The sequence below is a fragment of the Streptosporangium longisporum genome (assembly GCF_039534895.1).
In the GTDB taxonomy this organism is placed as follows: Bacteria; Actinomycetota; Actinomycetes; order Streptosporangiales; family Streptosporangiaceae; genus Streptosporangium; species Streptosporangium longisporum.
This window is the reverse complement of record NZ_BAAAWD010000002.1, coordinates 420,374-443,942: the sequence shown is the minus strand read 5'-3', so window position 1 is coordinate 443,942 and position 23,569 is coordinate 420,374. Positions and strand designations below refer to the sequence as shown.

Below are 23,569 nucleotides of genomic sequence, written 5' to 3'. Positions count from 1 at the left end.
CCCGGGACGGATTCAATCGGCGGGCCCAGTCCGCAGCCGACAAGAACGCTCATCGGCAGGGCGGGACGCATCGCTGAGAATTGCCGAATTGTTCTTGTAAGGGGGTCGAGCGGGTCTTCGGCACCCTGATGCCGCACCACCGGCCCGCAACTACGAGACCCGATCGGCCGGCTCCAAGTCGATGATCTATTGGTCGATGACCGATGACATGACCCGCCGCTTGACCGGAACGGCCACCCCGACCTGGCGCGATCTCGCACCGGGAGGTCACTTCGGGGCGTCACCCGTAGGGCGGATCGAGCGGCTGATGGCCGGCCGGACGGTGGTGATGGTGGCCCACCGGATGCGGACGGTCCAGCGCGCCGACCGCATCGCCTTCCTGGACGGCGGCCGGGTCGTCGAGGAGGGCGATCACGAGGAGCTGGTACGCCGCAGCGGCCGCTACACCGATTTCCTCCACGGTGATGCGGTAACCTCCCGGTAGCAGCTAACCAAATTTGGCTAGTGAAGATCGGGAGGGTTCGATGAAGCCGGTACGGCTGCTGGTCCTGGGCGCGCTGCGCAGGCGCGGGCGCGCTCACGGCTACCAGGTCCGCGCGGATCTGGAGGCCTGGGGCGCGCACGAGTGGTCGACCGCCACCTCGGGCTCGGTCTATCACGCGCTCAAGAGCATGGCCGGCCAGGGCCTGCTGGTGACGCACGAGACGGTCGCCTCCGAGGCCGGGGGACCGCCGCGGATCGAGTACGAGCTGACCCGGCAGGGCGAGCGGGAGTACCTCGACCTGCTGGGTCAGGCGCTGGCCGATCGCGAGCCCAGCCTGGACGTGCTGGGCGCCGCTGTCGGCCTCATCGAGGACCTTCCCCGGGAGCGGGCCCTGGAATTGCTGCGCCGGCGGGCCCGCGCCATGCGCGAGTGGCGCGCGAGCATCACCGCGTACCTGCCCGAGGGCACCGATCTGACGACCTGGGGCCCGGTCGGCGAGGTGCTGTCGCTGTGGCTGAGCACCGCCGACGCCGGCGCCCAGTGGACCGACCGAATGATCCACCGCCTGGAAGAAGGCGCGTTCACCATGGCCGACGAATAGGAGTTCCCCCGATGGCCAACGAGATCGCCATACCGCTGCTTCCCTGCCGCTCCATCGACGAGATGGTCGACTTCTACACGATGCTCGGTTTCCGCCAGGTCTACTACCAGGTCCGGCCGAACCCGTACGTGTTGCTCAAGCGCGAGGATCTCCAGCTGGGCTTCTTCGGCATGCCGGAGGCGTTCACGCCCGAAGACTCCTACGGGACCTGCGCGATCGTCGTGCCGGACACCGCAGAGCTGTTCGAGGCGTTCGCCGCGGGCATGCGCGCGGCGCACGGCAAGCTCCTGGTCTCCGGCATCCCCCGGATGACCCGGCCGCGCAGGCGGAAGAACGACGGCAACCACTCCGGCTTCGCCGTCATCGACCCCGGCGGCAACTGGATCCGCTTCACGACCGCCCGCCCCCTGCCGGAGAAGGAGGAGGCCACGAGCAGGCTCACCACCTCGCTGGACCGGGCGGTCGTGATGGGCGACTCCAACGGCAATCACGAGCGGGCGGCCGAGATCCTGGACGGCGCCCTGGAGCGGGACAAGGACACCGCGTCGGCGGCCGAGCTGCTGGAGGCGCTGGTCTACCGGGCCGAGCTCGCCGTCCGCGCCAAGGACCGTGCCGCCGCCGGGCACGCCCTGGCCCGGGCGCGCGCCCTGCCCCTGACCGAGGCAGAACGCGAGCAGCTGGCCCAGCCCCTGGCGGCCATCGACGACCTCGAGGCCGTGCTGGGTCTTTGACCGGGTACGGCGGTTGCGCGGGGCCGCCGAGCGGGGCGGCTGCGCGCGCATGTGGCCTCGGGGGAGGCTGAGTGCAGGAATCGGCGGTACGCCTTGCGGCCGAGGAGTGCCCGGGGTTGCGCAGCTGGGGCCGGATGGCAGCCCCCGGCCGGTCAGTGCCAGCGGCGCGGTCGACTTCAACGATGCGGAGTTCTCCGGCGGCACGGTCAATCTCCGCGATGCGCGCGACTGGTCACATCCGCCGGTACTACCAGGTCCTGTACCACCTGGTGTTGTACGAAGACCGAGACTTGGCAGCGGGTATGTGAGCGGCACCAGGCAGCAGCGCCAGGAGCGCGGCGCCGTTTCAGGTGGCGTGCGCGTCTTCTTGCCCGTCGGCCGTGGCGATCTGTGCGCATCGCTTCCGGTCGTGCGGCAGCCCCACCCGGGTGAAGCACAGGGCGATGCTTCCGTTACGTGGGTTCCATAGCTGGTCGTTGCCCGTCAGGGCGTGCAGGAACATGCGCTGAGCCGGTGACAGCGGGGCGTCGGGAACATGCGGGGTGGGGAAGGCGAAGCTCAGCAAGGGTCCCCAGTTGATGTCGCAGCCTGTCCAGTGCGCTTGCCGGGCGATTGTTGTCGCCGGCTCGGCGATACGGTCGAAGGTGTCGCTTCTGGCGATGGCCGCCTCGACCACGTCCCCTCGTACACGCCGGCGGGCAGGGGCCGGCCGAGGGCGGCGATGATGCAGGAAGTCAACGAGCTCGTCGCGGGTGCCGACGTCGACCGCGTTGGTGGCGATCAGCCGGCCGACGACGCGTGCCGCCGGGGCTGTCGCCGTTTCCGGAAAACCCTGGTGCAGCACCGCGTCGTACAGGTGGGTGATGGCGGCCTGGCGTTCGCCCTCATCACCGCCGCTCAGCGCGGCCAGGTGGCCGGGGGTGTCAGTGGCCAGGCCATAGGGCGCGGTTTCTTCTTCCCCATGCTCTCCATCATGGACATCCTTCCGGGGACGAACCCCTGATCTCGGATGTCCGTCAAACCGGATCAAGCCCAAGATCGGCCAAGATCAAAGTCATCGGAAGGCCCGACTTGCTGGTCCATCCACCGGCATCTCTCGGTGAAGCCGACGGAACGTTTGCCTGGGTCAACCGCGGCGTGATTCCAGGGCTCGAAGGTCACGCAGAGCGTAGCGGTGGTGCTCGATCTCCTCCTCCATCATGACGGCCAGGGCTTCGCCCACGGAGGGCGAGGGCTCGTCCCATGCGGGGGGAAAAGTGCCAGGGCAGCGGCTCCGGAGCCGGTCTTCGGTGAGGTGGCCGAGGACGTCGCGTACGAGTGCCGCTCGCTCCGACCGTACCGAGAGGACCTCCGTGTACGTCGGGTGGGCGTCGAGGTCGAGGCCGAGGCTCGCGAGGGCTTCAGGCGGGTGGTCGCTGGGCGGGAGGGCGAGCCGGTGATAGGAGGCCGGGAGGTCGAGGATCAGCTGCGAGACCCACAGGTCGGTGGCGAAGACGAGATGGCGAAGGGTCTCCACCAGGGACCACTCGTCCTCCACCCTTTCATGGAGGAACGGTTCGGGCAGACGTCCGGCCCGGGTGAGGGTGTCCGACCAGAGCGTTTCGATGGTCTGCCATGCCTTGTGATGGTCGGCGACCGTCTTCATCTCTCGTACGAGGACTCGCTCGGGGTGGCGGCGATCGAGTTCGGCCGCCACGTATCCGGTCACATCGATGCCGTTGACAAAGAAGTTCTCGATTTCACCGGAAACGGAGACGTCGACCAGAACCGAAGAGATGATCTTGACATGACGCATGTCACAGTCGCGGAACCTCGCCCCGGTGAGGTCGGTGCCGGTAAAGGAGGAGCCCCGCAGATCCCGCGCATCGGGTGATGCCATCGGGCCATTGTCCCCGTGCCCACCGTCCACGTCGAGGACGTACCTGCTCATGCGTGCCATCCGTGTCCCGCGAAATGGGGATACACGGGATGACCGGGCAAGGTCACGCTGATCTGATGCGACTGAACCCGCGGACTCTCCAGCAGATCGACTCTCCCTTCGATGCGGCCTACTCGCTCTTGGAGCGACGATGCAAGGAACGTGAACTACTCGATCTGGCGCAGGGTGCTCCGCCGTACCCGGCTGCGCCGATGGTGGTCGAGCACGTGGCGTCGGTCGCCCGGGAGGTGAACGGCGGCGCCTACGTGGAGATCGCCGGGTTGCCGCGGTTGCGGCAGGCGTTCGCGGACGAGCTTTCCCAGGCCTACGGCGGAAGGGTCGGCGAGGAGAACGTCGTGGTGACCGCCGGGTGCAACCAGGCGTTCTGTCTGGTCGCGTCCGCGCTGGCGGAGGCCGGAGATGAGATCGTCCTGGCGGTGCCCTTCTACCCCAACCATGACATGTGGCTGCGGATGGCCGGAATCAGGCCGGTGTACCTCGAGCCCGGCCCGGATCTGGTGCCGGCCGTGGAACGTGCCGAAGCGCTGGTCACCCCGCGGACGCGGGCGATCGTGCTGATCACTCCGGGTAACCCGAGCGGGGTGACGCTCGATCCGACGGTGATCGCGGAGTTCGCGGGGTTCGCCGCGCGCCGGGGAATCGCCCTGATCCTGGATGAGACCTACCGATCCTTCCGCGACACCGAGGAACCCGCGCACGAACTCTTCTCCGATCCCGGATGGGGCGAGACCGTGGTGAGCCTGCACAGCTTCTCCAAGGATCTCGCGCTGCCCGGTTACCGGGTGGGAGCCGTGGTCGCCTCGCCGTCGGTCAACCGAGAGGTGCTGAAGCTGCTCGACTGCGTGGCGATCTGTGCTCCGCGAATCGGGCAGGAGGCCGCCTGGGCCGGGCTGACCGGGGCCCGGCGGTGGCGGCGTGAGCGAGCCGGAGAACTCGCCGCCACCCGCCGCGGGTTCGCCGAGGTGATGGCCGGGCGTCCCGGAGGGTTCGAGCTCGTCTCCGTGGGCGGGTTCTTCGGCTGGATGCGGCATCCGTTCACCGGGCGGCCCACCGAAGAGGTGGTCCGCGACCTCGCGATCCGCCTCGACATGCTGGTCATCCCGGGGACGGCCTTCCTGCCCGACGACCAGGCCATGATCCGGGTGAGCGTCGGCAATCTGGGTGGTGAGGCGTTCGCGGACCTCGCCGACCGGCTCGCGGCGTCGCGGGAGCTCCAGGAGAAAGCCGCGGATGCTCCGGGAGAAGCTGCCGGGCTCTAGGAGAAGTCGATCCGCATCACGACACGCCTGGGCGTGGGCTTGGCCACCTCGCGGAATCCGGCGTCGGCGAAGACGCTGCGACTGCCCACGTGAAGCTCACCCCAGGGGATGTCCTGCCCGTCCGCCGTCAGCATCGGGTACCCCTCGAGCGCGCGGGCCCCGCCCTTGCGGGCGAAGTCGACCGAGGCGCGGGCGAGGGCCCGGCTGACGCCCTGCCGGCGGAAGCCGGCCCTGGTGACGAAACAGGTCACGGCCCATACACCGGGGTCGGACGCGTCCTCGTCGCGCTTCAGCCAGGGAACCTTGGTGTCCAGCAGCCGCGGGTACTCGGTGCGCGGCTCCACCGCGCACCAGCCGACCGGCTCGCCGTCGAGGAAGCCCACCAGGCCGCTGGTCGTGCCGGAGTCCGGTTGCCCGCAGTCGGCCTGCTGGCGCAGCCGGTGGGTGCGGTCGGCGAGGGTGTGGCTCAGCCACTGGGCATGACGGATCTTGTAGCGCTGGCACTGGCACTTGGCGGCCTCACCACGCTTGCCGAAGACCGTCTGCAGGTCTTCCCAGCTCACTTCGTTGGCCGGTAGAACTACGATCATCGCCCGCGATCCTTCCCTCGGCCAGGGTCTCGAGGCTAGGTGTCCCGAGGCACTCTAGCGGACCGTCTCCGGCCCCTGGCGTCCCCTAAAGCTGGGAGCCGCTTTCGGTGGGATCGTCGGGGACGATGTGCACATGTTCTCGGCTAATCGGTTCAGCTGGTTGAGTTTCGACGTCTCCTCCATCATGCCCGTGGGTTGGCGCGAGGAGATCGAGAAGGTCGCCCGCGACGACCGGATCATCAAGCGCCTGGTTCCGCCGCACTCCACCTCCCGGGAAGGTTCCGAGGTGAAGTCCCTGCACATCATGACGGTCCGTGGTCCCATCATGTGGGATCGCCTGCCATGGTTGATCGACCTCTATCGAGGTCGTTTTCGTGAGCTGTACGAAGAGGCGACCGGCCAGAGGATCCACCCGACCGAGGATCGGCGCTACGCGGTCGTCATGAACGTCCAGGAAGGCACCGACCGCTACGAGTGCCATGTGGACACCAACCCGGTCGAGGCACTGCTCTACGTCACCGATCACCCCCGGGGCACCGGCGGGGAACTCGTGGTGGCCAACGACGAGCGGGCCCAGTCGGTCGAGGAGGTCGACGAGGACTGTTCGACCCTCTACCCGATGGCCGGGCACCTGGTCTTCTTCGACGCGCGGCGCTTCCCGCACTACGTGCGGCGGCTGCGAGAGCCGGGCCTGCGCATGGCGATCGGCATGAACTACTACACCGACGACTGCCCGGAGGAGACGCGGCCGCAGGACCTCAACGAGTACCTGTACGGCCGGCCGTAGCCGTCATGCGAGGCAAGCGCGGCCGGCTGTGGCGGATGGCACGGTGGGGGCTGGCCCTGGTGCTGGTCCTTGCGCTGACGGGTGCGGCGCTGGCCGTGTGGACGGTGCGCCGCGCGTTCCCGGCGTACGAGGGCACGCTGACCCTTTCGGGCCTGTCCGCTCCGGTGACCGTCCACCGCGACGGGTACGGCGTGCCGCAGATCCACGCGCGCACCGAGGCGGACCTGTTCAAGGCGCAGGGGTACGTCACCGCGCAGGATCGCTTCTGGGAGATGGACTTCCGCCGCCACCTCGCCTCCGGCCGCATGTCGGAGATGTTCGGCGCCTCACAGGTGGGCACCGACGCGTTCCTGCGCACGCTGGGCTGGCGGCGGGTGGCCGAGCAGGAGTGGCGGCTCATCTCGCCGGAGGCCCGCGGCCACCTGCGGGCCTACGCCGACGGGGTGAACGCCTGGATCGCCGGCAACGGAGGCGCCGCGGCGACAGGCGGCAAGAGCCTGGAGTACACGGTCCTCGGTCTGCAGAACGACGGGTACACCGTGGCTCCCTGGGACCCGATCGACTCCATCGCATGGCTGAAGGCGATGGCGTGGGACCTGCGCAGCAATCTGAGCGCCGAGATCGGACGCGCCTCCCTGCTCGCGCACGGGCTCACCCGCGAGGAGATCGCCCAGCTGTTCCCGCCCTACCCGTACGACAGGAACCGCCCGATCGTCGACGACGGCGCGGTCAAGGCCACCGCCGAGGCCGGGGCCGGGGCCGTCCCGTCGCGGCGCGTGTTGCGGAAGGCGGGGCCCGCGCTGGCCGCACTGAAGACACTGAAGGCTCTGCCGGGCCTGCTGGGGTCGGGCGGTCCCGGGATAGGCTCGAACTCCTGGGTGGTCGGCGGCGCGCTGACCGCTTCGGGCAAGCCGCTGCTGGCCAACGACCCGCACCTGGGCTCTTCCCAGCCGAACGTGTGGTACCAGGTCGGGCTGCGCTGCGAGTGCCGGTTGAACGTCCAGGGCTTCTCCCTGTCGGGCCTGCCGGGCGTGATGATCGGGCACAACGACCGGGTCGCCTGGGGCCTGACCAACCTCGCACCCGACGTCACCGATCTCTACCTGGAAAAGCTCGACGGTGAGCGGTACTTCGACGGCACCGGCTGGCGTGATCTCACCACCCGCCAGGAGGTCATCAAGGTGGCCGGCGGCGCCGCCGTACCCCTCACGGTGCGCTCCACCAAGCACGGTCCGCTGCTGTCGGACCGGTCGGCGGAGCTGTTCGGGATCGCGCGCCACCAGGCCGTGCCGACGCCCGCACCCAGCCTCGACGTGGAGGCTCCCGGCGTGCCGGCCGCGGCTGCCCGGGGACCCTACGGTGTGGCGTTGCGTTGGACCGCGCTCACCCCCGGACGCACCGTCGAGGCGATCTTCGCGCTCAACCGGGCGGCGAACTGGGGGGAGTTCCGTGCCGCGGCGGCCCTGTTCGAGGTGCCTTCGCAGAATCTGGTCTATGCCGACGTGGACGGCAACATCGGCTATCAGGCCCCGGGCCGGGTGCCGGTCAGGGGCAAGGGCAACGGCCAGTGGCCGGCCCTCGGCTGGGATCCCGCCTACGACTGGACGGGCTATGTCCCGTTCGCGGAACTGCCCCAGCGGTTCAACCCGCCCGGCGGCGTGATCGTCACCGCCAACCAGGCGGTGACCGGACCGAAGCGCGGCCCCTTCCTCACCGACGACTGGTCCTACGGTTATCGCAGCCAGCGGGTGCTCGACATGATCACCGAGCGCGCGAGCCGCGGAAGGCTCGACCTGGGGGACATGCGGGAGATGCAGTTCGACAACCGTAACGGCTTCGCGCCGGAGCTGGTGCCGTCACTGCTGGCCGCCGAGGGCGTCACGGGTGCCGCTGCCCGGGCCAGGGAGCTGATGCGGGGCTGGGACTTCCAGCAGCCCGCGGACTCGGCCGCCGCGGCCTTCTACAACGCCTCCCTGCGGCACCTGTTGCTGCGCACCTTCGACGAGGTGCCGGACGGCCAGAAACCGGCCAGTGGCGACGGTTCGTGGGAGATCCTCCGGCCACTGCTGGGCGAGCCGTCCTCACCGTGGTGGGACGACAGGACGACGCCCGGGGTCGAGTCGATGAACGACATGCTCGTGACCGCCATGAACACGGCGACGTCCGAGCTGAACGGGCTGCTCGGGGACGAGCCGCTCGAGTGGCGATGGGGCGACCTCCATACCCTGACGCTGCGGAACGCGACCTTCGGTGAGTCGGGCATCGCGCCGATCGAGTGGCTCTTCAACCTGGGACCGGTGGCGACGGCGGGTGGCGCGGACCTCGTCAACGCCACGGGCTGGACGCCGGAGCGGGGCTACGAGGTCGACTTCGTGCCGTCCATGCGGATGATCGTGGACCTGGCGGACCTGGACGGCTCGGCCTGGATCCAGCTTTCGGGCAACTCCGGGCACGCCTTCCATCCCCATTACGGGGACCAGCTGGAACTATGGCGTACCGGTCGCACGGCGCCGATGCGCTGGTCGCGGGACCGGGTCAGGACCGAGGCGGAGCACACCCTGACGCTGGTCCCGTGAGGTCATGGGTGCCGGCCACCGGGCGGGCCGTGCCGAACTCCTTGAGCGGACGCGGTTTCGGCTCGGGTGGGTGGCCGGGCGCCTGGCTCTCACCGCGGTGGGGAAGGCTTCTCGATCACGCCGAAAGGACCAGGGCCGGTCCCGGGTACCCGCCGCGACGGCTCCACTCCCGGGGATAGCCCACAGAGACCTCCATGAACGGCACCCCGTCGTGCCAGGTGGTCCGGGGGATGTGCAGATGACCGTAGACGACCGCCGCCGCATGGAAACGGCGGTGCCAGTGCGCGGTGCGTTCCGTGCCGCACCACTGCGCGAACTGCGGATGCCGCAGGGCCCTGGTCGGCTCCCGCACCAGAGGGTAGTGGTTGACCAGGACGGTGGGGATCCGGGGATCCAGCTCCTCCAGGCGCCGCTCCGTCTCGGTGACCCGTGCCTCGCACCAGGACTCCAGGCTGGGGTACGGGTCGGGGTGCAGCAGCACCTCGTCGGTGCAGACCACGCCGGAGTCGTAGGCGAGGGCCAGCGCCTCCTCCTTGGTCGACGCGCCGTCAGGGAGGAAGCTGTAGTCGTACAGGAGGAGCAACGGGGCGACCGTGGCCGGCCCGCCGCTTCCCTCCCAGACCGGGTAGGGGTCCTCGGGCGTCAGGACGCCCAGTTCCCCGCAGGTCTTGACCAGCTCCCGGTAGCGCTCCTCGCCCCGGGCCGCCGACGGGTCACCCGAGGTCGTCCACAGCTCGTGATTGCCGGGGGCCCAGATCACCTTGGCGAACCTCTCGCCGAGCCGCTCCAAAGCCCAGCGGATGTCGCTCGTCCGCTCGGCGACGTCTCCGGCGACGATCAGCCAGTCGCCGGGGGAGCGGGGGACGACGGCGTCGAGCAGCCGCCGGTTCTCCGCCTGGCTCACGTGGAGGTCACTGATGGCCAGCAGGCTGCTCACGCGGACGTCACCCGAGCAGCAGGCGGTTGATGCCGGACAGTCCGGCGCTCAGCTCGGCCGCGGTGCCGCCGAAACCCAGCCGGGCGTGACCGGCGAAGGGGTCACCGAAGCATTTCCCGGGTACGAGCAGGACTCGCTCCTGTTCGGCGAGGCGGCGGCAGAGCCCGGTCACGTCGGGACGGCCGGGGAACTCGACGAACGTGCTCACCCCGCCGGCCGGTGGGTGGACCCGGACCAGATCGGGCAGCTCACCGGCCCAGTGCAGCAGGGTCTTCAGGTTGGCCCTGGCGTGCTCGCGCTGGAGCGAGACGATGCGGTCGGCGTTCCTGACCGCCTTCTCCGCGAAGAACTCCAGCACCGGCGACACGTACAGGGCGATGTAGTCGCGCAGCAATGCCATCCTGCTCAGCAGCTCGGGCGGCGCCAGACACCATCCCACGCGCAGACCGGCCAGACCGTAGCTCTTGGAGAAGGTGCCGAAGGCGATGCACCTGTCGTATGACCCGAAGGGCAACGGGAGGGGATCGGCGGAGTAGGTCAGCTCACCGAAGGCGTGGTCCCACACCAGCCAGGCGCCCGCCTTCTCGGCTATCTCGATCAGTTCCCGCTGCTGCTCCGGGGTTATGGAGACGCCGGTGGGGTTGTGCGGGAAGTTCACCACGATCATCCGAGGCCGGCTCGCCGCCAGCCGCCTGAGCAGGTCCAGGTCCGCGGCGAAGCCGTTGTGCCGATCCAGCGGCCAGCGGGTGATCCTGCAGCCCACACCGGCGGCGATGTCGTACAGCTGCTGGTAGGCGGGATCGACCACGATCACTTCGTCGCCGGGAGTGAGGACGGTGTGCATCACGATGTAGATCGCCTCGCTGGAACCGTGAGTGACCATCACGGGGTCCACCTCGCCCCCCGTCCAACGGTCGGCGAGTGCTTTTCTCAGACGGCTCCCGCCGAAACTTTCACTGTCATGGAATCTCATTGATTCGAGCTCGGAGAGCTCGAATTCACAGATTGCCGCCAGCTCGCCCATGGTCAGGTCTCGCACACCGCTGCTGCCAATGTCGTGGTCGACGTTGTGATAATAGAGCCGCATCCATTCTTCGAGTTCGGCGATGGCCAATCCCATGTTTTCATCCTCGTTTCATAGGGTTAGCTCGCCCGCGTGAGGAGGGCTGCCCGGGTGAGTTCGGCTTTGTTGCCGACCCCGAGTTTCGTTCTGATCCGCTTGACGTAGGTGTCGACGGTGTGGGGGCTGATGCCCAGCCTGGTGGCGATCTGGCCGTGGGTCAGGCCGTGTGAGATCTGGTGGAGCACCTGCTCCTCCCGCCCGGACAGGGACGCGCCGGGCGTCTTGGACTGCTCGGGCGGGGACGGGCGGCCCTTCGAGAGCTCCCGGTTGCCGGTGGCGACGGCCCAGACCGCGGAGATCGTGTTCTCGGTCGACTCCCGCTTGCTGATGGCGCCGCACGCTCCGGCGCACATGTACGGGTCGAGGTCCATGTGATCGTCGTGGAGCATGAGGATGCCGGTACGCCCCGACAGTTTCCTGATGTAGGACAGGTCGCTGCCGGGCGGCAGGGCGTTGATGTCGATCAACACCACGTCGGCCGTCCAGGCGAGTTGATCATCAGCGATTCTGAATGCGAGGGTCACGGTCATCCCGGCGCTTGTCAGCGTCTCCACGAGGCCGACCGAGAAAATCGGTGAATCGATGAGGGCGGCGACCCTGATCATCAAAGGCTCCTGTGCTTTGCTTGATAGTTCTCGTTTAATGGCGCGAGACTCCATCGGAAGGTCCTGGTCCCAGGCGGCTCTATCGTGCTTCAATCATCACTAAATTCGCTGATTTATGCAATAGTTATCACTCTGGAGCAAAATGTTATGACGCTGTGTTGGTCGCGGGTGTCGGAGGCGGTTATCGGACCTTTTCGGAAATGCTGTCCGGCGATATATGTTCGACAGCAATATGGTCGGGGAGTTCGTCTTCCAGGCGGCGCAGCCGTGGATGGAGGGCGGCGGCCGTTGCGGAGAGTACGATCAGCCCGCCCATGATCATGATCAGCAGGGCGATGCCCCGGCCGGGTCCGTCACCGATGAGCACGGCCAGGCCGGGGGAGGCGACCGCGTCGCGGCCGACCAGCGGCTCGAAGACCCGTTCGGCCAGCACGCCCGCCAGGCAGTAGGCGATGAGCTGGGGGATCGAGATGACCATGTTCTGCAGGGCGCCGACCCGGCCCAGCATGCCCGGCTCCACCTTGGTCTGCCAGATGCTCTGGTTGATGCTGAGGAAGGCCGCGAGGGCTCCCATGAAGAGGAAGGCGGCCACGGCGATCATGGCGATGTTCGGTCGCAGCGAGCCGATGACCGTGGCCGACGCGAGCACCAGTGACAGTCCGAGAAGCCCTCGGACGCGGCGTTTCGGTCCGCCCCACACGCTCACCAGCACGCTGGAGCCGAGCATGCCGAGCCCGCCGATCGTCAGGACCGTGCCGAGCGCGTCCGAGGAGGCGAAGGACAGCACGAGCGGGGTCATCAGCAGGTCGATGAAGCCCGCGCTGAAGTTCACCGCGCCAAAGAAGATCATGAGGGCGAGCAGGCCCCGCCGGGCGGCGACGTAACGCCATGCCGCCCGGAACTCCACCCGTGGCTCGTCCGCCTTCTCGCCTCCCGGCACCTCCTGGGGCCGGGAGCGGGGCACACGCGCGGCGAGCAGGGTGATCAGGGCGAGGCCGAAGGAGAGGCCGTCGATGAGCACGATGCCCTCGATGCCGATGACCAGCAGCAGGAACCCCGCGGAGATCGGGGCCAGCAGCTCACTCACCGCCAGGGCGAACATCCGCATGCCGTTGGCCCGGCCCAGCTGATCCCTGGACACGAGCTGTGGCACCAGCGCGCCGAAGGCGGGGCCCTCGAACGCGGACAGGAAGGACAGGCCGGCGACGACGACGTAGACGTGCCAGATCGCGAAGGAGTCGGTGAACAGCAGCAGCGCCAAGGTCAGAGTGATCGCCATGGCGCCGGTGTTGCTCAGCAGGAGAGCCCGCCTGGACCCCCATCGGTCCACGAACGTTCCGGCCATCGGGGAGGCCAGGATGGAGGGCAGCAGGGCGATGGCGAAGACGGAGCCGAGCTGGATGGCCGAGCCGGTCTGCTGGTAGACGTAGACCCCGAGAGCGAAACCGCCGAGGCTGGTGCCGATCATCGAGGCGAACTGACCGATCCAGACCACGACGAAGGTATGCATTCCTTTCATGACCGCTGCCTTCCTGCTCCGAGGTCCGAGCCGATCGTCTTGATGACCAGGCCGTCGCCTTCACGGTCGAAGAAATGTCCGCCCGGGATCGGGGTGAGGTCGAAACGGGCCGTGGTCTCCGCCTTCCAGCCGATCATGCGCTCGGGGGGCGCCTCGGGGTCCTGCGAGCCGGCGAACGCGTGGATCGGCAGGTCGAGCGGTGTCTCGGGGTGGAAGTCGTGCGTGCTCAGCACGGTCAGATCGGCGTCGAGCGTGGTCAGCAGGAGGGCGAGCAGTTGGGGCTCGGCCAGCACCTCGGCGGGAGTGCCGCCCATCTCGCGGACGTAGCCCTCCAAACCGTCCTTGCGGTCCTCCCACAGCCAGGTCCCGTCATCCAGGCAGGGAGCGGCGCTGGCCGCCACGTAGAGCGCGCGGGGCTGGGGCAGGCTCCGCTCACGCAGCGCGTGGGCGAGGGCCCAGGCCACCCGGGCACCCATGCTCGTGCCGTACAGCGCGAACGGCCGGGCGAGCAGCGGCTCGACGGCCGTGACGAGGTCGTCGAGCAGGGGTTGCATCCGGCGGTACGGCGTCTCGCCGAACCGGTCGGCCCGCCCGGGTAACTGGACCGCGACGATCTCGATGCCCGGGGCCGCCGGCTGGGCCCAGTGGCGGAACATGCCCGCGGCGCCGCCGCCGCTGTGAAAGCACAGAAGCTGGACGCCGCCGGGCGCCGGCCAGCCGAAGCGTTTGAGCCAGCGGTGGTCCCCGCTCAGCGCCTGGCCATGAGACCCGTGCACAACACCTCCAGCAGGTCGGGGGGGCCTTCGAGGAAGCGGTGGTGCCGGCCTTGCAGGAGCACCGAGGTGACCTCGCCGCACGCGCTCCAGCCACCCATGGTCGAGTACGGGATCTCGTCGTCCTCGGTCCAGCCGATCGCGGTGATCGGGCCGGGCAGCCGCAGCGGGTCGGGCACCACGTAGCGCTTGTTGACCTCGACGTCGGAACGGAGCACCTCGACGTACAGCTCGATCAGTGCGGGGGCGGGCGTGCCCCCGGATTCACGGATCAGTTTCTCCAGTTCGGCGCCGAGCTCGGCGTCGTCCATCGTGAGGAAGCGGCCGGCCGGCCCGTCCTGGGGGGCGACCTCGGAGGACACGTAGAGGTTGGCAGGCGCGGGCCTGCCGGTGCGCACCAGCTCGGCCGACACCTCGTAGGCGGCCAGCGCCGAGCCGCAGTGACCGAAGAAGGCGAACGGGACGTCGAGGTAGGGCTCGAGCGCGGCCGCCATGCTCTCGGCCAGCTCCTGGTAGCTCTGGTAGGTGGGCTCGGCGAAGCGCGTCTCGTGCCCGGGCAGCTCGACCGGCAGGAACTCGACGCCCTCTCGCCGCCGCGGCCACCTGCGGTACATGCCGGCCCCGCAGCCCGAGTACGGGATCAGGAAGACCCGCCCGATCGCCGAGGCCGAGGGCATGGACGGCAGCCACTTGTCGCGCTGCCTCTGCTGAGACATGGACGCGCCTCCAGAGGTTCGTGTCAGGTGGTGCCGCGAGCTGCTTTCGCGGCGATGGGCAGGTGCTTGTAGCCGGAGATGAAGTTGGAGTGCATCCGCGAGGGTTCACCGGCCGGCTCGAAGCCGGTGAACCGGGTGAGCAGCTCGGTGAACAGGATGCGCAGGGTGACCCGGGCCAGCGTGTGGCCGACGCAGTAGTGCGGGCCGATCCCGAAGGCGAGGTGCTTGTTGGGCCTGCGGCGCAGGTCGAACCGCCCGGCGTCGGCGAAGACCTCCTCGTCGCGGTTGGCCGCGCCGAGCCAGGTGACCACCGCGTCCCCGGCCTTGATCTTCGTGCCGCGTACCTCGGTGTCCCTGACGGCGTACCGCATGAAGTGGCTGACCGGCGAGGCGAGACGCAGCGCCTCCTCCACCGCGGAGGGAGTGGCCGTCAGGTCGGCCGCCCACGTCTCCAGCAACCCGTCGCCGAGGTGTTCGGACATGACGTAGTTGGGCGAGTGGGGGGTGGTGACCACCGCGCCGAGCAGGACGCTGTAGCAGTTGGACATGACCTCCCCCGGCGACATGGTCCGCCCGTCCACCTCGGTGGTGATCAGGACGCTGATCAGGTCGTCGCCGAGGTTCCTGCGGCGCTCCTGGTAGATGTCCTGGAAGTAGGCGAACAGTTCACGGTGGGCCCGGTCGAGTGTCTCCCTGGGGCCGCCGGGCATCGCGTACTCGGGATCGTCCGGGGCGATCGAGGCGTTGAGCAGCCGCTCCAGCCGCGGCCAGTCGGAGCGTGGCAGGCGCATCATCTCCCCGCCCACCGCGACCGGCAACATCAGCATGGCCTGGGCGAAGTCGAACGGGCCACCGTCGGCCAGCGGGGCGATGATCTCCAGGATCAGGTCGCGGATCAGCTCGTGCTGGCGCTCGGCCGCCTTGATGGACAGGGCCTTCTGCAGGCGGGCCCGCATGATCGTGTGGCGTGGGGGGTCGGTCGCCGCGATCTGCCTGCCCCCCGCCGGATCCTCCACGCCGATGATGTTCAGCAACGTCCCCCGCTCGGAGGTGAACGTGGCCGCGTCACGCAGCACGCGGTCGGCGTCGTGGTACTTCAGCACCGACCAGAACCCGTTCCGTTCGTCGGCCTGCTGCCACTGAAGATGCTCCAGCTCCCGCATGCCGCTCCAGCTCCCGCGGAAATCGAGAGTGGTGTAGAGCATCGGGTCCGCCAGTCCTCCGACCGGGCATCCCGTCGCGTCGTTACCGGGTTCGCGCATTCGTTTCCCCTCTGTCGGTGCCGGGTGTCACACCCCGGCGGCGCAACTCCTCGGTGAGGTCCGCGATGGTGGGCCGCAGGAACAGGGTGCGGGCCGGCAGCTTGACGTCGAAGCGCTGGTCCAGCGTGGCGAGCAGTTCGGCGGCGAGCAGCGAGTGGCCGCCGAGCTCGAAGAAGTTGTCCTGCACCCCGATCGGCTCGACGTCCAGCGCCTCGCTCCAGATCGTGGTCAGGAGTTCCTCGGTCGGGTCGCGCGGCTCGACGTAGTCGTTCCACACGTTGCGAGGGATCTTGGTGGGCAGCGCGGAACGATCCACCTTGCCGTTCGGGTTCAGGGGGATGTCGCGCAGCACGATGACCGCCCGCGGCACCAGGTGCGCCGGGAACACGGCCTGCAGCCGCTCGCGGAGCGTCACGCCGAACGTGCCGAAGTCGTCCGGTTCCACCTGCTGCCCGACCGCCACGTAGGCGAGCAGGCTGGTGTCGCCGGCCCCGTCGGTGTAGGTCAGGGCCGCGGCCTGCTCCACCTCCGGCTGGGCCGCGAGCTCCACCTCGACGGTGCTCAGCTCGACGCGGTATCCGCGGATCTTCACCTGGCGGTCCGCCCGGCCGAGGAAGTCCAGCGTGCCGTCCTCGGCCCAGCGTGCCAGGTCCCCGGTGCGATACATCCGGCTGCCGGCAGGGGCCGCCGGATCGCTGTCGGCGACGAACTTCTCGGCGGTCGCGCCGGGCCGGTTGAGGTAGCCGGTGGCGACGCCGTGACCGCCGACCCACAGCTCGCCGACCTCGCCCGGCGGGACCGGCAGCAGCCGGTCGTCGAGGACGGCGGCGGTGCTGCCGTCGATCGGCACGCCGATCGGCACCCGCGGGGCGTCGCTGATCCGGGTGGTCGTCCAGCAGGTGCTGAAGGTGGTGTTCTCGGTGGGCCCGTAGCCGTTGGTGAAGATCATGCCGGGGTAGGCGGACATGACCCGCTGCACATGCGCCGGGGAGAGGATGTCGCCGCCGGCCAGGAGATGCCGGATGCCGGCCAGGCCGTCGAGGTGATGCGTGACGATCTTGTGGAACAGGCCGGTGGTGAGCCAGAGGACCGTGACCCCCTCGGTCCGCAGGGTCGCCACGATCTCCTCCAGGTCGGCGTGCCCGGTCGGGGCGAGGGCGAGACGGCACCCCCTCACCAGGGGCATCCAGATCTCGAAGGTGGAGACGTCGAAACCGACCCGGGTCAGCTGCAGGAAGACGTCGTCGTCGCGGACCTCGATCCAGGTGGGCCGGTGGATCAGCCGCCATACGGCGCGGTGGGAGACCACCACCCCCTTGGGCTCGCCGGTCGAACCGGAGGTGTAGCAGACATAGGCCGGGGTGTCGGGATGCGGGGGCGAAACGGCCCCGCCCGCCGGTTCCGTCCCGCCGGACTCCGCCAGGAGGGCCATGTCGGACTCCAGGGGCAGCACCCGGGCCACGTCCGGCGCATGGTCGAGGAAGCCCTCGCCGACGACGGCGAACCGGGCCCGGGCGTCCCGCACGATCCGGGAGCGCTGCGCCTGCGGTTCGGCGGGGTCGAGGTAGAGGTAGGCGCCGCCGGCCTTGAGGATCGCCGTCAGGGTGACGACGAGGTCCGGGGTGCGGCCGAGGACGACGGCGACCACGGCCCCTCCGCCGACCCCGGCCTCGCGCAGCCGTACCGCCAGGGCGTCGGCGGCGCGGTCGAGCTGGCGGTAGGTGAGGGTGGTGCCCGCGAAGCTGACCGCGATCCGGTCCGGCGTGCGGGCGGCCTGAGCGGCCACCATCTCGTGCACGCACTGCGGGACGTCTACCGCGGTCATGGCTGTGGTCACCATCATCTCTGGCCGGAGGCAGTGCGGCCGGCGCTGCACAAGTTCTCATTGGACCGGTTCATGGCACTCCTTCGCGACACGCGGACCCGCCACAAAGCTATATATTTCGCCAGCATCGTTACTGTCCCGACTTCACGGGACATTTCGATAAATGCGGCGCAGCTTACGGTGGCCGGGTGACTGATGATCTGAGCCGGATCGCCGCTCTGCCTCCGGAGAAGCGGGAACTGCTCGAACGCAGGCTGGCCGAGCTGGTGGCGGCACGGGCCTCGGCGCACGACGACGGGATCGGTGGCCGGATCGGGCCACGAGACCGCTCCAGGCCCACGCCGCTGGGGATCGCGCAGCAGCGGGAATGGGCGGTCGAGCGCTTCCGCGGGGCCAACAACATCACCGGGGCCTTCCGGATCGAGGGAGAGCTGGACCTGGATCTGCTCGGCCTGGTCCTCACCGAGGTGGTGGAGCGGCACGAGGTGCTCAGGTCCACCTTCGACATCGACGCGAGCGACACGCCGGTCCAGACGGTGCACGAGGTGACCCGGGTGCCGATCCCGGTGGTCGACCTGTCCGATCTCGCGCCGGACGAGCAGCGCGCCGAGCTCCGCCGGCGCTGCCTGGCGGAGGTCTCGCGCCGCTTCGACGCCAAGGACCCGCAACGGCTCCGGATCACCGTGTTCCACCTGGCCGAGCAGACCAGGGTCGCCCTGTTCGCCACCGACCACGCCGCCTCGGACGCCTGGTCCCTGTCGATCATCGTCCAGGAGGTCGCGCAGCTCTACCAGGCCCACCGCGGCGTCGGTACGGCGCCACCGGCACCGGAGATCCAGTTCGGCGACTTCGCCGCCTGGCAGCGGGGCCTGTACGACGAGCGGCGAATCTCCGAGGAGGTACGGTACTGGCGAGAGGTGATGGAGGGCGTCCCCACCGGATCGGCGCTGCCGACGGACCGGCCCTACCCGGCCCGGCCCACCTTCGCCGGCGACGTGGTCTCGGTGCACCTCTCGCCCGAGCTCAGCACCGAGCTGCGCCGCTTCCTCGAACAGGAAGGCGCCTCGCTGGGCACCGTCGTGCTCGCGGCCTGCTCGGTACTGCTGCACCGGCACCTGGAGCAGGACGATCTCGTCGTCGGGTCCCTGGTCTCCGGCCGCGTCCGGGTCGAGACGGAGCGGCTCATCGGCTGTTTCGCCAACCCGCTCCCGCTGCGCATGCGGATCGGTGCCGGGCACACGCTGCGCGAGGTGGTGCTCCAGGCTCGTGACACGGTCTCCGACGCGCTCAACCATCAAGACGTACCGTTCGACCGGCTGATCGAGGCGCTGGGCCTGGGCCGTGAGGCGTCGCAGACGTCGCTGAGCGGCATGTGGCTCAACGTGCTCACCGTTCCGGACGCCGCGCTGGAGCTGCCGGGACTGCGCCTCACGCCGGAGCCGATGGAACTCGGCCTGGCCTCGGTCGACCTGACCGTCGCGGTCATCCCGAAGGCCGACCGCCTGGAGCTCCAGTGGCAGTACATGACCGAGCTCTTCGACGCGAGCACCGTGGAACTCCTGGCCGATCAGCTCCACGCGATCGTGCGCCAGATCGTCACCACCCCGGACCGGCCGGTGGAGGCCGTGGACCTGGGCGGTCCCGGGGCCACGACCGCCGTGGCGGGCGCCGGAGCGGCCGCGGCCCCCTTCGGCCCGACCTTCGTCGAGCACTTCCGCCGACGGGCCGCGCTCGCCCCCTACTCGCCGGCGGTCATCTGTGACGGCGTGCCGACCAGCTACTCCGAGCTCGCCCGGGAGGCCGAGCGTCTCGCCCGGCACCTTCACGCGCGGGGCGTGGGCGAGGGCACGCGGGTCGGCATCCTGGTGGATCGCTCACCACGGCTGCCCGTGGCGATCCTCGGCATCCTCATGGCCGGGGCGGCCTACGTCCCCATGGACCCCACCTATCCGGCCGAGCGCATCGCCTTCATGCTGGCCGACGCTCAGGTCAAGGCTCTGGTCACCCAGCGGAGCCTGCCGGCCGGTCCCGGCCGTCCGGAGCAGGTGGTCCACCTCGACGAGCCGCTGGACGACCCGCCTGGGGACACCGATGGTGAGCTGCCCGAACCCGATCCGTCCTCCCCGGCGTACGTGATCTACACCTCTGGATCGACGGGCCGGCCCAAGGGGACCGTCATCGAACATCGATCTCTGGCGGTGTTCGCGCGTGACGTCGTGGACCGGCTCGGTCTCGGCTCCGGCGACCGGTTCCTGCAGTTCGCCTCGGCCGGCTTCGACGTGCACGTCGAGGAACTGTTCCCGACCTGGCTGGCCGGTGGCGCGGTGGTCATTCCCACCCAGCACTTCATCGGTGGTCGGGCCGATCTGACCGATCTGATCGAGCGGGAGCGGATGACGGTCATCGAGCTGCCCACCGCCTACTGGCACGAGTGGGTGCGCGAGCTCGACCGCCGCCAGCGGGACCTCCCGCCCTGCCTGCGGCTGGTGATCATCGGTGGCGAACGGATCCTGCCCGAGCGCCTGGCCATGTGGCGGCGGCTCGGTGTGCCGTTGATGCACGTCTACGGTCTGACCGAGACCACGGTCAGCTCCACGTTCTTCCGCCTGGACCCGACCGATCCGGATCACGACCGGCCCAACCTGCCGATCGGCACCCCGCTGCCCTCGGCCGAGCTGCACATCCTGGACGGCCGGTTGCGGCCCGTACCCCGGGGTGGCATCGGCGAGTTGTACATCGGCGGTGTCAGCGTCGCCCGTGGCTACTTCGGCCGCCCGGGCCTGACCGCCCAGCGCTTCGTCGCCGATCCCGCACACCCCGGCCGGCGGCTGTACCGTACGGGTGACCTGATCCGGCAGCGCGCCGACGGAACACTGGAGTTCATCTCCCGCGTCGACACGCAGATCAAGATCCGCGGGTTCCGGGTGGAGCCGACGGAGATCGAGTCGGTGCTGAGCGAGCACCCCGCGGTCACCGGGGCGGTCGTGACGGTCCATGAGCCGTCGCCCGGCGACCGGCGGCTGGTGGCCTACGTCGTGCGGCACCCGGAGGCCGCGGCCGGTGACGGTGACCTGCGTCGCTTCCTGGAGCGGACGTTGCCGCCGTACATGGTGCCCTCGCTCTTCGTCGACATCGACGAGCTGCCGCTCAACCACAACGGCAAGATCGACAAAGATCGGCTGCCCGCGCCGGACGGGGGCCGGCCCAGGCTGGCCGAGGAGTTCCTCGCGCCCCGGACGCCGCTGGAGAAGCGCCTGGCCGCCATCGTGGCGGCGGTCGTCGCGGTCGACGAGATCGGGGTCAACGACAACTTCTTCGAGATCGGCGGCGACTCCATCCTGGCGATCCAGGTGGTGGCGCGGTGCCAGGAGGCCGGCATCCGGCTGGAGCCGTACGACCTGTTCGCGAACCCGACCGTCGGGCTGCTGGCGCAGGTGGCCGTGACGGGGGTCGTCGTGGACGCCGAACAGGGTGATGTGACCGGGCCGGTCCACCTGGTGGCGGGGCAGCAGTGGTTCGCGTCGGCCGATCTTGACGATCCCCACCACTGGAACACCTCGGCGGTGCTGGAGTTGCCCGGCCGGGTGGAGCCCGAGCGGGTACGCCAGGCCGCCGAGCGGCTGGTCGCTCACCACGACGGGCTGCGGCAGCGCTTCCTGCTGGCCCGCGAGCGGACAAGGGTGCGGATCGCGCCACGCGGTGACGCGGTCCCGGTGGACACCCACGACCTGTCCGGCCTCGGCGAGGACGAGCGGGCCCGCCGGATGCGAGAGCTCACCGACGACATGCAGACCGGACTGGACCTGGCGGTCGGCCCGCTGCTGCGCCTGGCGCTGGTCAGATCCGGCCCCGACGGGCCGGACCTGCTCGCCCTGACCGTCCACCGGCTGGTGGCGGACCCGCCCTCCGTGCGGATCCTTCTGGACGATCTCGCCACCCTGCTGTCCGGCGAGGACCTTCCGGCCAAGACCACGTCCTGGCAGTCCTGGACCCGCCGGCTCAGCCGGCACGCCGGCACGCCGGCCGTCCGGTCGCAGCGGGACCACTGGTCGGCGCTGCTGGCCGAGCCCGTCGGACGCCTGCGCTACGACATGGCCGCGGAGGACGCCGTGCCGGACCCGGGCACGGTGTCCTCGGAACGGACCGTGCTCGCCACGCTCGACGCCGAGGCCACCGGTGAGCTGTCGCGGGTCCCGCACGGGATCCCGGCGGCGCTGCTGGCCGCCCTCGGGCGTACCCTCAGCGGATGGACCGGGGCCGAGCGGCACCTGGTGGACCTCGAACGGCACGACCGCGAGCCGATCTTCGACGATGTCGACCTGACCAGGACCGTGGGCTGGTTCAGCCGGACCCACCCGGTGCTGCTCGACGGTACCCTCACGCCGGACGCCGCGCCGTTGCGCGGCATCGGCTGGCAGCTGCTGCACCACGGGTCCGACCCGCTGCCGCCGTCGCCGGCCGAACTCCTGTTCTCCTACCTCGGCGAGGTGGATCAGCCGGTGGAGCACACGGCGAGCCCGCGCGGGCGGAGACCGTATCCGGTCGAGGTGGAGGCGTCGATCGTCGCGGGCGCCCTGGTGCTCCGGTGGCGCCACAGCGTGGATCTGCACGAGGAGCCGACCATCCGGGGCCTGGCCGACCGCCACCTCGCGGAGCTGCGCGAGCTGATCGGCGCGAGGCCGGCCCCGGCGGACTTCCCGCTGGCGCGCGTGGCTCCCGAGCAGCTGGAGACGCTGCTCAGCAGACTGGGTGCACCCAGTTGAGCGGGTCGGGGCGGCGGCCGTACTGGATGCCCAGCAGCTCCTCGCGCAGGCGCAGGGTGACCGGGCCGGGGCGGCCGTCGCCGATCCGCCACTCCTTGGCGACGCCGCGCACCGTGCCGACCGGGGCCATCACGGCGGCCGTGCCACAGGCGAACGCCTCGGTCATGACGCCGCTCTCGCACTCCTTGCGCCACTGGCCGATGGAGATCCTGCCCTCCTCGGCCTCGATGCCGAGACGGGGCGCCAGCGTGAGCAGCGAGTCGCGGGTGACGCCGGGCAGCAGGGTGCCGGTGAGCGACGGGGTCATGATGCGCTCACCGTACCCGAAGAACAGGTTCATGCCGCCCATCTCCTCCACCCACTGGCGCTCACCGGAGTCCAGCCAGACCACCTGGTCGCACCCCTGCTCGACGGCCTGGCGCGAGGCGGCGTACGCGCCGGCGTAGTTCCCGCCCGCCTTGGCGAAGCCGGTGCCACCGGGGGCCGCGCGCGAGTAGTCCTCCGACAGCCACACGGTCAGCGCGCGCGGGGTCCCGCCACCGAAGTACGCGGTGGCGGGGGAGGCGATGACACAGAAGAGGTAGCTGGAGGACGGCTGGGTGAAGCTCAGGGTCCGCTGGGTGGCGATCACGAAAGGCCGCAGGTAGAGACTCTCCCCGAAGGTGGACGGCACCCAGGCGCGGTCCTGCGAGACGAGGAGTTCCAGTGCCCGGACGAAGGACTCGACCGGCATCTCGGGGATCTCCATGCGCCGTGCCGACCTGTTGAACCGTTCGGCGTTCGCCTCCGGCCGGAACAGGGCGACCGTCCCGTCGCCCTGGCGATAGGCCTTCATGCCCTCGAAAAGCTCCTGGCCGTAGTGGAACACCAGGGTGGCCGGGTCGAGCGTGAACGACCCGTAGGGCTCCAGCCGTCCGTCATGCCAGCCGCTCGCCGCCGACCATCGCATGGTGATCATGTGGTCGGTGAAGTGCTGCCCGAATCCCGGCGCGGCGAGGATCTCCGCTCGTTCGGCGTCCGGCAGGGGGTGGTCACTCGTGCGGATCTCGAAGTCGATCATCGGGACACCGTCCTTGTCG

General features: G+C 69.8%; 19 protein-coding genes. 7 read left to right on the top strand and 12 right to left on the bottom strand.

Annotated elements, in window-relative coordinates:
- The first annotated feature begins 196 nt into the window (after nucleotides 1-196).
- The 3 genes from ABD832_RS02405 to ABD832_RS02395 are packed head-to-tail and all read left to right on the top strand — an operon-like array spanning nucleotide 197 to nucleotide 1,816.
- A complete protein-coding gene (locus tag ABD832_RS02405) occupies nucleotides 197-484 on the top strand; it encodes a hypothetical protein (RefSeq protein WP_344887493.1) in 288 nt (95 codons plus the stop codon).
- A gap of 40 nt (nucleotides 485-524) precedes the next feature.
- Nucleotides 525-1,085: a PadR family transcriptional regulator gene (locus ABD832_RS02400; protein ID WP_344887490.1), complete on the top strand. Its 561-nt coding sequence runs from the start codon at nucleotides 525-527 to the stop codon at nucleotides 1,083-1,085.
- Nucleotides 1,086-1,096: 11 nt separating this feature from the next.
- Nucleotides 1,097-1,816 carry a VOC family protein gene (locus ABD832_RS02395; protein ID WP_344887487.1) on the top strand — a complete coding sequence of 240 codons (720 nt, stop codon included), beginning with the start codon at nucleotides 1,097-1,099 and terminating at the stop codon, nucleotides 1,814-1,816.
- A 346-nt stretch (nucleotides 1,817-2,162) separates the two neighbouring features.
- On the opposite strand, the gene ABD832_RS02390 is transcribed toward ABD832_RS02395, so the two are convergent.
- The gene (locus ABD832_RS02390; RefSeq protein ID WP_344887484.1) at nucleotides 2,163-2,846 is read right to left on the bottom strand and encodes a hypothetical protein; all 684 of its coding nucleotides are present in this window, start codon (nucleotides 2,844-2,846) and stop codon (nucleotides 2,163-2,165) included.
- 96 nt (nucleotides 2,847-2,942) lie between these two features.
- The gene (locus ABD832_RS02385; protein WP_344887481.1) at nucleotides 2,943-3,746 is read right to left on the bottom strand and encodes a DinB family protein; all 804 of its coding nucleotides are present in this window, start codon (nucleotides 3,744-3,746) and stop codon (nucleotides 2,943-2,945) included.
- A gap of 65 nt (nucleotides 3,747-3,811) precedes the next feature.
- On the opposite strand from ABD832_RS02385, the gene ABD832_RS02380 reads away from it, so the two are divergent.
- On the top strand, nucleotides 3,812-5,014 hold the full coding sequence (locus ABD832_RS02380; protein WP_344887478.1) for an aminotransferase: 1,203 nt from the start codon (nucleotides 3,812-3,814) through the stop codon (nucleotides 5,012-5,014).
- Here ABD832_RS02380 and ABD832_RS02375 read toward each other — a convergent pair.
- Nucleotides 5,011-5,604, bottom strand: a complete 594-nt coding sequence (locus tag ABD832_RS02375) for a GNAT family N-acetyltransferase (RefSeq protein WP_344887475.1) — start codon at nucleotides 5,602-5,604, stop codon at nucleotides 5,011-5,013. The two genes, ABD832_RS02380 and ABD832_RS02375, sit on opposite strands and share 4 nt — an antisense overlap.
- 133 nt (nucleotides 5,605-5,737) lie before the next feature.
- On the opposite strand from ABD832_RS02375, the gene ABD832_RS02370 reads away from it, so the two are divergent.
- Nucleotides 5,738-6,391, top strand: coding sequence for a 2OG-Fe(II) oxygenase (locus ABD832_RS02370; protein ID WP_344887472.1), 654 nt, complete (start codon nucleotides 5,738-5,740; stop codon nucleotides 6,389-6,391).
- 5 nt (nucleotides 6,392-6,396) lie between these two features.
- Nucleotides 6,397-8,967, top strand: coding sequence for a penicillin acylase family protein (locus tag ABD832_RS02365; RefSeq protein ID WP_344887469.1), 2,571 nt, complete (start codon nucleotides 6,397-6,399; stop codon nucleotides 8,965-8,967).
- 115 nt (nucleotides 8,968-9,082) lie between these two features.
- On the opposite strand, the gene ABD832_RS02360 is transcribed toward ABD832_RS02365, so the two are convergent.
- The 8 genes from ABD832_RS02360 to ABD832_RS02325 all read right to left on the bottom strand — a co-directional run bounded on the left by ABD832_RS02360 (nucleotide 9,083) and on the right by ABD832_RS02325 (nucleotide 17,727).
- The gene (locus ABD832_RS02360; RefSeq protein ID WP_344887466.1) at nucleotides 9,083-9,904 is read right to left on the bottom strand and encodes a metallophosphoesterase family protein; all 822 of its coding nucleotides are present in this window, start codon (nucleotides 9,902-9,904) and stop codon (nucleotides 9,083-9,085) included.
- A gap of 7 nt (nucleotides 9,905-9,911) precedes the next feature.
- Nucleotides 9,912-10,991, bottom strand: a complete 1,080-nt coding sequence (gene vioD / locus ABD832_RS02355; protein WP_344887579.1) for a capreomycidine synthase — start codon at nucleotides 10,989-10,991, stop codon at nucleotides 9,912-9,914.
- Between the two features lie 56 nt (nucleotides 10,992-11,047).
- Nucleotides 11,048-11,551 carry a helix-turn-helix transcriptional regulator gene (locus tag ABD832_RS02350; RefSeq protein ID WP_344887463.1) on the bottom strand — a complete coding sequence of 168 codons (504 nt, stop codon included), beginning with the start codon at nucleotides 11,549-11,551 and terminating at the stop codon, nucleotides 11,048-11,050.
- A 262-nt stretch (nucleotides 11,552-11,813) separates the two neighbouring features.
- Nucleotides 11,814-13,151: an MFS transporter gene (locus tag ABD832_RS02345; RefSeq protein ID WP_344887461.1), complete on the bottom strand. Its 1,338-nt coding sequence runs from the start codon at nucleotides 13,149-13,151 to the stop codon at nucleotides 11,814-11,816.
- Nucleotides 13,148-13,927, bottom strand: coding sequence for a thioesterase II family protein (locus tag ABD832_RS02340; protein ID WP_344887458.1), 780 nt, complete (start codon nucleotides 13,925-13,927; stop codon nucleotides 13,148-13,150). Before ABD832_RS02340 ends, ABD832_RS02345 begins: the two co-directional genes overlap by 4 nt.
- A complete protein-coding gene (locus ABD832_RS02335; protein WP_344887456.1) occupies nucleotides 13,900-14,640 on the bottom strand; it encodes a thioesterase II family protein in 741 nt (246 codons plus the stop codon). Before ABD832_RS02335 ends, ABD832_RS02340 begins: the two co-directional genes overlap by 28 nt.
- Before the next feature lie 23 nt (nucleotides 14,641-14,663).
- The gene (locus ABD832_RS02330; protein WP_344887454.1) at nucleotides 14,664-15,845 is read right to left on the bottom strand and encodes a cytochrome P450; all 1,182 of its coding nucleotides are present in this window, start codon (nucleotides 15,843-15,845) and stop codon (nucleotides 14,664-14,666) included.
- Between the two features lie 40 nt (nucleotides 15,846-15,885).
- A complete protein-coding gene (locus ABD832_RS02325; protein WP_344887452.1) occupies nucleotides 15,886-17,727 on the bottom strand; it encodes an amino acid adenylation domain-containing protein in 1,842 nt (613 codons plus the stop codon).
- A 188-nt stretch (nucleotides 17,728-17,915) separates the two neighbouring features.
- Here ABD832_RS02325 and ABD832_RS02320 point away from each other — a divergent pair, with 188 nt between their 5' ends.
- A complete protein-coding gene (locus tag ABD832_RS02320) occupies nucleotides 17,916-22,490 on the top strand; it encodes an amino acid adenylation domain-containing protein (protein ID WP_344887450.1) in 4,575 nt (1,524 codons plus the stop codon).
- On the opposite strand, the gene ABD832_RS02315 is transcribed toward ABD832_RS02320, so the two are convergent.
- Nucleotides 22,465-23,550 carry a branched-chain amino acid aminotransferase gene (locus ABD832_RS02315; protein WP_344887448.1) on the bottom strand — a complete coding sequence of 362 codons (1,086 nt, stop codon included), beginning with the start codon at nucleotides 23,548-23,550 and terminating at the stop codon, nucleotides 22,465-22,467. The genes ABD832_RS02320 and ABD832_RS02315 overlap by 26 nt on opposite strands.
- Nucleotides 23,551-23,569: the final 19 nt, after the last annotated feature.

Excerpts from the sequence above, each read along its gene's own strand:
- ABD832_RS02405 (WP_344887493.1), top strand. The coding sequence starts at position 197 with ATGACCGATGACATGACCCGCCGCTTGACCGGAACGGCCACCCCGACC.
- ABD832_RS02400 (WP_344887490.1), top strand. The coding sequence starts at position 525 with ATGAAGCCGGTACGGCTGCTGGTCCTGGGCGCGCTGCGCAGGCGCGGG.
- ABD832_RS02395 (WP_344887487.1), top strand. The coding sequence starts at position 1,097 with ATGGCCAACGAGATCGCCATACCGCTGCTTCCCTGCCGCTCCATCGAC.
- ABD832_RS02385 (WP_344887481.1), bottom strand. The coding sequence starts at position 3,746 with ATGAGCAGGTACGTCCTCGACGTGGACGGTGGGCACGGGGACAATGGC.
- ABD832_RS02380 (WP_344887478.1), top strand. The coding sequence starts at position 3,812 with ATGCGACTGAACCCGCGGACTCTCCAGCAGATCGACTCTCCCTTCGAT.
- ABD832_RS02375 (WP_344887475.1), bottom strand. The coding sequence starts at position 5,604 with ATGATCGTAGTTCTACCGGCCAACGAAGTGAGCTGGGAAGACCTGCAG.
- ABD832_RS02370 (WP_344887472.1), top strand. The coding sequence starts at position 5,738 with ATGTTCTCGGCTAATCGGTTCAGCTGGTTGAGTTTCGACGTCTCCTCC.
- ABD832_RS02365 (WP_344887469.1), top strand. The coding sequence starts at position 6,397 with ATGCGAGGCAAGCGCGGCCGGCTGTGGCGGATGGCACGGTGGGGGCTG.
- vioD (WP_344887579.1), bottom strand. The coding sequence starts at position 10,991 with ATGCGGCTCTATTATCACAACGTCGACCACGACATTGGCAGCAGCGGT.
- ABD832_RS02345 (WP_344887461.1), bottom strand. The coding sequence starts at position 13,151 with ATGAAAGGAATGCATACCTTCGTCGTGGTCTGGATCGGTCAGTTCGCC.
- ABD832_RS02335 (WP_344887456.1), bottom strand. The coding sequence starts at position 14,640 with ATGTCTCAGCAGAGGCAGCGCGACAAGTGGCTGCCGTCCATGCCCTCG.
- ABD832_RS02330 (WP_344887454.1), bottom strand. The coding sequence starts at position 15,845 with ATGCTCTACACCACTCTCGATTTCCGCGGGAGCTGGAGCGGCATGCGG.
- ABD832_RS02325 (WP_344887452.1), bottom strand. The coding sequence starts at position 17,727 with ATGACCGCGGTAGACGTCCCGCAGTGCGTGCACGAGATGGTGGCCGCT.
- ABD832_RS02315 (WP_344887448.1), bottom strand. The coding sequence starts at position 23,550 with ATGATCGACTTCGAGATCCGCACGAGTGACCACCCCCTGCCGGACGCC.